Origin of the sequence: Apilactobacillus kunkeei, from assembly GCF_005930975.1 — a bacterium.
Lineage (GTDB): Bacteria > Bacillota > Bacilli > Lactobacillales > Lactobacillaceae > Apilactobacillus > Apilactobacillus kunkeei_E.
On the sequence record NZ_VBSE01000028.1, the window covers coordinates 1 to 9273 of the forward strand.

At 34.4% G+C, this 9273-nt stretch carries 9 protein-coding genes and 2 tRNA genes; 8 read left to right on the forward strand and 3 right to left on the reverse strand.

Going from position 1 to position 9273, the window contains the following annotated elements:
* The first annotated feature begins 2 nt into the window (after positions 1–2).
* Together FD688_RS00130 and FD688_RS00135 are read left to right on the forward strand one after the other, a co-directional pair.
* Positions 3–74, forward strand: a tRNA-Asn gene (locus FD688_RS00130).
* 49 nt (positions 75–123) lie between these two features.
* A tRNA-Asn gene (locus FD688_RS00135) sits at positions 124–195 on the forward strand.
* 179 nt (positions 196–374) lie between these two features.
* On the opposite strand, the gene FD688_RS00140 is transcribed toward FD688_RS00135, so the two are convergent.
* On the reverse strand, positions 375–1358 hold the full coding sequence (locus tag FD688_RS00140; RefSeq protein ID WP_138741315.1) for a GH25 family lysozyme: 984 nt from the start codon (positions 1356–1358) through the stop codon (positions 375–377).
* Between the two features lie 214 nt (positions 1359–1572).
* Here FD688_RS00140 and FD688_RS00145 point away from each other — a divergent pair, with 214 nt between their 5' ends.
* Positions 1573–3486 carry an ATP-binding cassette domain-containing protein gene (locus tag FD688_RS00145; protein ID WP_138741316.1) on the forward strand — a complete coding sequence of 638 codons (1914 nt, stop codon included), beginning with the start codon at positions 1573–1575 and terminating at the stop codon, positions 3484–3486.
* Between the two features lie 51 nt (positions 3487–3537).
* On the opposite strand, the gene FD688_RS00150 is transcribed toward FD688_RS00145, so the two are convergent.
* The gene (locus tag FD688_RS00150) at positions 3538–4092 is read right to left on the reverse strand and encodes a TetR/AcrR family transcriptional regulator (RefSeq protein WP_138741317.1); all 555 of its coding nucleotides are present in this window, start codon (positions 4090–4092) and stop codon (positions 3538–3540) included.
* 408 nt (positions 4093–4500) lie between these two features.
* On the opposite strand from FD688_RS00150, the gene FD688_RS00155 reads away from it, so the two are divergent.
* The 5 genes from FD688_RS00155 to FD688_RS00175 all read left to right on the forward strand — a co-directional run bounded on the left by FD688_RS00155 (position 4501) and on the right by FD688_RS00175 (position 8752).
* Positions 4501–5367 (forward strand): mechanosensitive ion channel family protein, encoded by an 867-nt coding sequence (locus FD688_RS00155; protein ID WP_054450814.1) that lies wholly within the window; start codon positions 4501–4503, stop codon positions 5365–5367.
* A 67-nt stretch (positions 5368–5434) separates the two neighbouring features.
* A complete protein-coding gene (locus tag FD688_RS00160; RefSeq protein ID WP_054450815.1) occupies positions 5435–6307 on the forward strand; it encodes a mechanosensitive ion channel family protein in 873 nt (290 codons plus the stop codon).
* Positions 6308–6466: 159 nt separating this feature from the next.
* Positions 6467–7168: an amino acid ABC transporter permease gene (locus FD688_RS00165; protein WP_034531334.1), complete on the forward strand. Its 702-nt coding sequence runs from the start codon at positions 6467–6469 to the stop codon at positions 7166–7168.
* A 14-nt stretch (positions 7169–7182) separates the two neighbouring features.
* Positions 7183–7926, forward strand: coding sequence for an amino acid ABC transporter ATP-binding protein (locus tag FD688_RS00170; protein ID WP_054450817.1), 744 nt, complete (start codon positions 7183–7185; stop codon positions 7924–7926).
* Between the two features lie 13 nt (positions 7927–7939).
* Positions 7940–8752: a transporter substrate-binding domain-containing protein gene (locus FD688_RS00175; RefSeq protein ID WP_138741318.1), complete on the forward strand. Its 813-nt coding sequence runs from the start codon at positions 7940–7942 to the stop codon at positions 8750–8752.
* 104 nt (positions 8753–8856) lie between these two features.
* On the opposite strand, the gene FD688_RS00180 is transcribed toward FD688_RS00175, so the two are convergent.
* Positions 8857–9273 (reverse strand): LPXTG cell wall anchor domain-containing protein (locus FD688_RS00180; RefSeq protein ID WP_138741319.1); only part of this gene is annotated, 417 nt, incomplete at its 5' end.

Genomic DNA, 9273 nt, shown 5'->3' on the forward strand with positions numbered 1-9273 from the left:
CTTGCTCTATGGTTCAATGGTAGAACGGCGCACTGTTAATGCGAAGGTTACTGGTTCGAGTCCAGTTAGAGCAGTTGAGTGGAATTCTACTCATCAAAAAAGATAATTTTTCACCTCATTTTTTGCTCCGTGGTTCAATGGTAGAATAGCGCACTGTTAATGCGATGGTTGCTGGTTCGAGTCCAGCCGGAGCAGTTGGGAGAAATCCCAAGTTAGCTTTATCCCAATGTTAACTAATAAAGCAAATTGCTTTTCCATATTTTTATTCATAATTATCTATAATTCCACATAATAAGAAGACTTAGCCATTTGACTAGGTTTTTTTTATTTGATTAAAAACAAAAAATACGATAGTCCACAGACTATCGTATTTTTTATGATCTTTTTTTCTTATGATGTTTTTTCTTGTGGTGAATCTTCTTATGATGTTTCTTTTTGTGATGCTTTTTCTTATGATGCACTTTCTTAACATGTTTTTTCTTGTGATGCTTTTTTACATGTTTTTTCTTGTGGTGCTTAATCTTCTTGGAACTAGCTTTCTTAGCTGCCAAAGAAATAACTTTAGCTGTCTTTTTCTTGGAAACAGCAGTTGGCTTTATTTCTGTATTTCCATTCCTATTACCAACTTTTTTTCCTTTACTAACATTGTTGTTAGTTACTTGCTTAGAAACAGTTCCCAAGAACCACGACTTTTGCTCACGTAGTTTACTGGCATCCACTTTTTTATGTAGCGCAGAAGAATAATGGCGATCTGTGTATTGCCATAATACATGAGCTATTGAGGGTTCATTCTTAGTGTAAGACGCTAACCAATACCCATCATACTTACTTAGTGCTCGTGAAGCATAAGTCTTCATAAAACTTAGGTATGAATAAAATAGAATTTTTCTTGATCCAACTAGTGGTCGTAAAGTATCTACCCATTTGGCAGTGGCAGCATTTGAACGGCTACGACTAATTGAAGCAGCCTCAAAGTCATTGACATAGAACTTTGCATTAGGTGCTCTGTGGTATAAGTCACGAGCTTCTCTTGCGGCAGAAGCTGAAGAATTATATCTACTAAAGGAGTATACCCCATATGGAACATTATACTTATCTAATAGAGCTTTATTATGTTTAAAAGTCCTATCACTGTATCTTGATCCATATTGAACCCTAAGAATAGCAAATGGAACCTCTTTACTTAAATTTTTTGCCTTTTTATTAGTCAAACGCCCCTGCCATTCAGACAAATCATATACAGTTCGACTACTTGCGCCGGCATGCGTGTTATAGCTTTCAATTGCTCCAATCCCCGTTGTTAAAGCAAGAGAAGCGACCATTGTCATCAATATTGATTTAAACTTCAACTTAATCAATATAACTCACTCCCGTTTCTATTAATGAATCTTTGGTGCAAATTATATACGTCAAATGTTGCAAGAATGATATAGTTATATTACAAAATATAACATTTTTATAATTTTTAACTCAAAATGCAACACTTTCTTTCATTTTGATGATTGTTTTTAAAAAAATCCCGCATATAATAATCTGTACAAATTAATTAACAAAAAATAAGGAGTGAAAATAATGTCATTCTTAGAATTAAAAAACATTCAAAAATCATACTACCTAGGAAAAGATGAATTTAAAGTTTTAAAAGGAATTAATTTATCATTTGAAAAAGGTGAAATGGTATCAATTCTTGGTGAATCTGGTGGTGGTAAATCTACCTTAATGAACATCATCGGTGGATTAGATAGTAAATATGAAGGTGACGTTTTATTAAATGGTAGCTCATTAAAACACGACACTGATAAACAACTAGACGAATATCGTCGTAAAACTATTGGTTTTATTTTCCAAAGTTTCAATCTAATTAGTCATTTAACAATTCTGGATAACGTGTTGGTCCCACTTGAAATGACTACTCTTTCTAAAAAAGAACAGGTTGCTCGTGCCAAGGAACTACTTGCTAAAGTGGGACTAAGTGATCACATCAATAAATACCCTAATCAATTATCAGGTGGTCAAAAACAACGTGTTTCTATTGCCCGTGCATTAGCTGGGGACCCTGAAATGTTAATCGCTGATGAACCAACTGGTGCATTGGATCCAGAAAACACCACCGAAATTCTACAAATCTTGGATAACATTGCAAAAGAAGGGAAGCTAGTCCTAACTGTTACCCACTCTCAAAAAGTTGCTGACTACGGTACTCGTATCGTCCACATGACTGACGGTCGAATTGATGAAGATAGAACTCTTCGTGATAAATACGCAGAAAGTGATGAACCATCTCTTGAATCCAAATCACTATCCTTAAAGTCAATCGTTAAAATGACATGGGATAACATCAAATACAACTCCAAACGAAACTTCTTAATCATATTTGGTGGATTAATTGGTATTTTCTCAGTGGTATTCATGCTAGGTCTTGGTAATGGTGTTAGAGGATACATTAACCATGAAATTTACTCTCAAGTTAATCCCAACAGCATTCAAGTTTCACATAAAAACACAAATGATCACTCATCATTTAAAGATGCTGACGTTAAGAGACTAGAAGCTATTAAAGGTGTTAAGTCTGTCCAAAAAGCTTACGCTTCAACCGGAATTCAAATGAAATTTGGTAGCAAAACCGCTCAATCTTCATACATGACGACTAGTTTAGCTACCATCAACGAATCTAACATCAAACACGGTTCCGCACCTAAAGATGGAGAAATATTAATTAACACTACTGCTGCAAAGTCATTAAATAAGAACAATCCTAATTCCTTAGTCGGTAAAGAAATTCAAGTTTCATTCAATGCTATGAAGAACGGAACTCCATTCCCAGTGACTAAAAAGCTAAAAGTTTCAGGGATTATTGATTCACAAAGTCCACTTACTATCATTAACTATGACACTGTCAAAGAAGCTTTATCTGACAACGGAATCCAAATTAAACCAAACTTCTTAAATGTAAATATTAAGGGTGGTGTAGGTAACGTTGATCCTGTTCAAAACAGAATCAAGGCCATTGAAGTAAATGGTAAAAAAGCTTACAGTATCCAAGGTGCCGGTGCAATTGTTTCAACTTTAAACACTTACATTAACCTTGCCGTATACGTATTGGCAGCAATTGCAGGTATTTCATTATTGGTATCAGCAATCATGATTATTGTTGTTTTATACATTAGTGTTGCTGAAAGAACCAAGGAAATCGGTATTTTACGCGCACTAGGTGCTACCAAGGGCAACATTAGAATGTTATTCGTTAGTCAATCATTATTCCTAGGTGTATTTTCATCTGTTTCAGCTGTCATTATTTCTTACCTACTTCAATTAGGTATTAACTCAGCTGTTCACGGTATGATTGATTACTCAATTATTCAAATTTCTCTTGGCAATGCTATCTTCGGAATTGTTGTTGCAATCATTATCAACTTACTAGCTTCTATCCTACCTTCTAACAAGGGTGCTAAACTAGATCCAATTGAAAGTTTAAGTGCTGAATAGCTAGTAATCCCCCTATATAAAAAACACGCTATGAAATTCATAGCGTGTTTTTTAGTATTCTCTTGTCATTAAAAAGTTATACACATAGTCTTTATCGTACTCATCAAAATGGTGAATCCAAAAAACAACGATTCCTAACGCTGTTGATGCATTAAAAGCCGAAAATAGTTTTTTATCTTTACTGCTCATATCATGAGCGAAAACATTAGTGGTAGAAACTACCATTTCTGAAAAAAACTTCAACATCTTAATCGGGAATCGAATATCGCCATTCTCACTAATCATGACTTCCAAAACTGGTTGATTATTTTCGATAACAGTTAAAAATCTGTAAATAAATTTTTTGGCAGCAGAGTCGATATCTTTGTTATCAGTTTCTTTTAAATCAGAATTAGCGGCCTTTATCTCCCCAATAATTTGATCTTCAATCTGTTCTTCCAGGTCAATCTTATCAGTATAGTGTCGATAAAATGTACTCCTGTTAATCTGTGCTTTTTTAATAATGTCACTAACCGTGACACCTTCAACTCCCTTTTTCCTCGATACTTCTATAAAAGCATTAACAATTTTATTTCTAGTAAGTTCGCGCTTTTTTTCGTATTTCAAAATCTATTTCCCCCATAAAGTTTCTATTAGTTAATCTATGCAACATTAGTGTTATTATTAGTTTATTAAATATATTGAAAAGAGATGCTATAACATGTACAAGTTTGGCCTAATTAGTGGCTTTATTATTTTCCTAATTGCAGCTGTTTCGTTTATAACATTTATCTATATTATTATCCGTAAAATTTCATTACATCAAAAATTTGGAATTAATATCTTGTTCTTATTTATATCCCTAATCATCGGAATTGCAACATATGATATGGATAAAAGTTTCATTAATTTCATTCTATCACCGTTATAAGCCGCAATAAGTTAACATTTTATTAAGTTGATTTGTTTCGCTATCATCTAATTAATGCAGATGGTAGGATATTATATGTGATACTTTTTTAAGGAGTGAAATGTATGCTAAAGGTTGCTACTAACCCTAGTTTCATAGCGAGATATTTTCAAAGCTTTAATTGGGACGAAATTTTACATAACTTAACAAATATTGTTATTGATATCGTTTTAATTTCAATCTTTTTCCTAATTCTTAAAAGCATTGGTAAACGCGTGATCAATCATCTGTTTAGAAACTATGCCAGAAGAGAGCGTGGTATTCCAGCAAATAGATTGAAAACACTACACTCATTATCCGTTAACTCTTACATGTATATTCTAGTATTTTTCTGGATTTATTCTGTGTTAACTTTTATTGGAGTGCCAATTGGAACACTCCTTGCTGGTGCCGGCCTATTCTCAGTTGCCATTGGTTTAGGTGCACAAGGTCTTGCTAGTGATATCATCAATGGTTTCTTCATTCTATTTGAAAAACAAATTAGCATTGGAGACTACGTTACCATCGGTGAAGTTACTGGTACTGTTTCTGAAATTGGCCTTAGAACCACTAAAATCAGAGGTAACAATGATTCATTAAACTACATTCCTAACAGATTAATCACTAATATCTGCAACATGTCTAAGGAACGTATGAAAGCAGATATCGATATTAGAGTTAATCCTGATACCCCAATTACTCAAGTAATTAACGTTATGAAGGAAGTTAATGCTAAATACATCCCTCAAACTGAAGGTATCATTGATGAACCAGATATTTTAGGTACTGTTGATATGGGTGATGGCACTATTGCCGTTAAGGAATTTATTCCTACTACCGATGAAGCAAGATTTGATGTTCAATTCAAATTCTTACAACTTTACCTTGAAGCTATTACTGCAGCTGGTATTAAGTTGCCAAACAATAAGGTAATTGCTGATATTTCAAAATAGAGTTTCAACGCCCATTTTTTGGGGCGTTTTTTACTATCATATATAAATACGAAAGGAAGTCACCATTATGTTTATTTTAGCTGCAAAAAATCCAAGTATATTAAAGCAATATGTGGATAGTTTTAAATGGAGTGATATGCTTCATAACCTTACATTTGCCATCATTGATATTCTTTTAATTTCAATCTTCTTCCTAGTCATAAAATTGATTGGTCAGATTATCATTAACCGTCTATTTGGTAGATATCTACAAAAACAAAAGAAGATTGGTCCTAAACGTGAGGAAACACTAAAGTCAATCTCATCTAACACCTACAACTACATTCTTATTTTCTTTTGGTTATATTCTATTTTAAGCATCATTGGTATTCCGGTTGGATCTCTTCTAGCTGGTGCTGGTCTTGTTACAGTTGCTTTAGGTTTAGGTGCTCAGGGATTAGCCAATGACATCATTACTGGTTTCTTCATCTTGTTTGAACACCAAATTGATGTTGGTGATTTCGTTGTGTTAGACACAATTACCGGAACCGTTTCAGAAATTGGTCTTCGTTCTACACAAATTCGTGGTGTCGATGATTCTCTTAACTTCGTACCCAACAGATACATCACAAATATCTGTAACATGTCTAAAGACCGTCTAAAGGCTGAAATTAATATTCGTGTTAATCCAGACAGCCCAATTCAACAAATCATAGACATCGTAAAAGATGTGAATGATAAAAACATCCCTAACACTAAGGGAATTATTGATGAACCACAATTATTAGGTACTGTTGATTTAGGTGATGGAACAATTGCTGTGAAGGAATGGATTCCATGTACTGACACCGAAAAATTCAATGTTCAATTTAAGTTCCTTCAATTATATTTGGAAGCAATTAAAGATGCTGGTATCACTTTACCTAACAACAAATTAATCACTCCAATCCCACAAAAATAGTCATTAAATAGTGTATGTTTTATAAAATCCACAAAAACATAACTATTTTAGATTAATTCGTGTACTAATTATTTGTAACTAAATGCAAATAGTGTAAAATGGTGGTTGGATTAAATTACGTATTTCCATAATTATAGTTAAAAATAAAGGAGAAGAGATATGAGCGCATGGGATATCATTCGTGATGCGACTCCTCAATTGGTCTCGGCATGTATTGCTTACACGATTCCAATTGCAATCGTATCATTTATTATTGGTTTAACTATTGCAGTTATTACCGCGTTAGTTAAAATCTCACATCGTGGTGGCCTATTCAACATTGTAAAAGCATTCTTTTACTTCTACGTATGGCTATTCAGAAGTACACCTTTATTGGTTCAATTATTCATCGTATTCTTTGGTCTTCCATACCTAAGAATTGCGGGAATCCTACCAGATGGGATTAGATTAACACCAGTAGTTGCTGGTATTATCACTTTCTCATTAAATACTGGTGCTTATGCTTCTGAAACCATCCGTGGTGCCATCCTTTCAATTCCAGACGGTCAATGGGAAGCAGCCTACTCACTAGGTATGACCAAACGAAAGGTACTATGGAGAATTATCTTGCCACAAGCTAGTCGTGTTTCATTACCACCTTTATCCAATGAATTCATTGGTTTGGTTAAAGATACTTCGCTAGCTGCTTCAATTACTATCGTTGAAATGTTTGAGGTCAGCCAACAAATTGCTGCTGAAAACTATCAACCATTAATCATGTACATTCTGGTAGCTGCTATTTACGCAGTCATCTGTAGTGTTCTTACTATCTTACAAAGCTACCTAGAAAAACGAGTTTCTCGTTATTCTGTAAGTAACTAGAAAGGAGTACGTTAATGATTAACTTAAAAAACGTATCTAAAACATTTGGTAAACAACATGCATTAGATAACATCTCCCTTCAATTTCCTAAGAACAAAACTTCTGTAATTGTCGGACCATCTGGTTCCGGTAAATCTACTCTTCTTAGATCTTTAAATCTGTTAGAAACACCAGAAACTGGTGAATATGACTTTAATGATGAAAGTATTGATTTCTCCAAGAAACTAAGTTCTAAAACAATACTAAACATTCGTCGTAAAACTAGTATGGTATTTCAAAGTTTTAACCTATTTCCTCACCTAACCGTTCTAAAGAACGTTATGGAAGGACAAGTACAAGTTCTAAACAAGAGCAAAGAAGAAGCTAAGGAAATTGCTGAACAATTATTAGATAAAGTCGGAATGCTAGATAAAGCTGACGCATATCCAAGTCAACTATCAGGTGGACAAGCTCAACGTGTTGCAATTGCGAGATCATTAGCAATGCATCCCGAATACATCCTATTGGATGAACCAACCAGCGCCTTGGATCCTGAAATTGAACTAGAAGTTCTAAAAGTGTTATTAGATTTAGCCAAAGAAAAACAATCATTAGTTATTGTTACTCATAATCTTACTTTTGCTCAACGTGTTGCCGACAAGATTGTCTTCATCGAAGATGGTAAAGTTGGTTTCGATGGTGATACAAAAGACTTCTTTGAATCAGATGATCAAAGAATCAAAGATTTTCTTGCAGCAATGACTCTACAAAATATTTAAGGGGATTAATATTATGAAATTCAACAAATTATTCAAGTCTCTAGCAGTTACTTTAGCCGTATTTGGTACTGGTGCTATCTTGGCATCATGTGGTAACAGTTCAAGTTCAAAAAACTACAAATCAGAACTAACTAACAGTGGTAAATTAACCATCGGTCTAGAAGGTACATATGCACCTTACTCATACAGACAAGATGGTCAACTAAAAGGGTTCGAAGTAGACTTAGCTAAAGATGTTGCTAATAAATTAGGACTAAAAGTTAACTTTGTTCAAACTAAATGGGATAGCTTAATCGCTGGTCTTGGCAGTAACAGATACGATGCTGTTATGAACAACATGACTGTTACTCCTCAAAGAGAAAAGTTATACTCATTCTCTGAACCATATGCTTACTCATACTATACATTGATCACTAAGAGTGATAGTAAAATGATGAGCATTAAAGACATTAAGGGTATGAACATTGTTGATGGTGCCGGTACTGATAATGCAGTTGTTGCTAAGAAATTTGGTGCTAACGTATCATCAACTCCTGATAACTCAACTGGTTACCAATTAATTCAACAAGGACGTGCAGATGGTACTGTTAACTCTGTTCCAGCTTGGAAATACTTTGCTAAGCACAACTCAACTAAGGGGCTAAAAGAAATTGATGTTCCAACAAAACTACAAGCACCTGCTGAAACTTCAATTATGCTTAACAAAAACTCAAAAGCATTAACTAAGAAGATCAACCAAGCATTAGCTGAACTACGTAAAGATGGTACTATGAAGAAGCTTTCAATGAAGTACTTTGGTTCAGACATTACTACTAAGAACGACTAGTTTTAATATAGAAACAAAAAACGCTCAATAATGAGTGTTTTTTTATTTTCTTAAAAGTCATTAATGCAATAAAAAAGACTCCGCTAAGCGGAGTCTTTTTACTATTATTTGCGTCTTCTTCTTGATGTGAAGAATACCAACCCTAATGCCATTGCAATTAGTGCGGTACCAATAGCAACAAGAACATTTTCATGTGTTTGATCGCCAGTTTGTGGTAAACGATCATGATTAGCATTTGATTTATCTGAATTATTGTCATGTTGAGGAATGATTGTCTTCTCATGTTTACCAGCAGTGGATGGTTTTACACCGTTGTTACCATGACTTGATGGCACGCTAGAGCTTTGAGGTACAGAACTGCTGCTTTGTGCTGAGCTTTCTGCACTACTGCTTTGTGCTGAACTTTCCGCACTGCTACTTTGTGCTGAGCTTTCTGCACTACTGCTTTGTGCTGAGCTTTCTGCACTACTGCTTTGTGCTGAGCTTTCTGCACTACTGCTTTGTGCTGAGCTTTCTGCACT

Coding starts and splice junctions, on each gene's coding strand:
- FD688_RS00170 (WP_054450817.1), top strand. CDS start 7,183: ATGATTAACTTAAAAAACGTATCTAAAACATTTGGTAAACAACATGCA.
- FD688_RS00165 (WP_034531334.1), top strand. CDS start 6,467: ATGAGCGCATGGGATATCATTCGTGATGCGACTCCTCAATTGGTCTCG.
- FD688_RS00175 (WP_138741318.1), top strand. CDS start 7,940: ATGAAATTCAACAAATTATTCAAGTCTCTAGCAGTTACTTTAGCCGTA.
- FD688_RS00160 (WP_054450815.1), top strand. CDS start 5,435: ATGTTTATTTTAGCTGCAAAAAATCCAAGTATATTAAAGCAATATGTG.
- FD688_RS00155 (WP_054450814.1), top strand. CDS start 4,501: ATGCTAAAGGTTGCTACTAACCCTAGTTTCATAGCGAGATATTTTCAA.
- FD688_RS00145 (WP_138741316.1), top strand. CDS start 1,573: ATGTCATTCTTAGAATTAAAAAACATTCAAAAATCATACTACCTAGGA.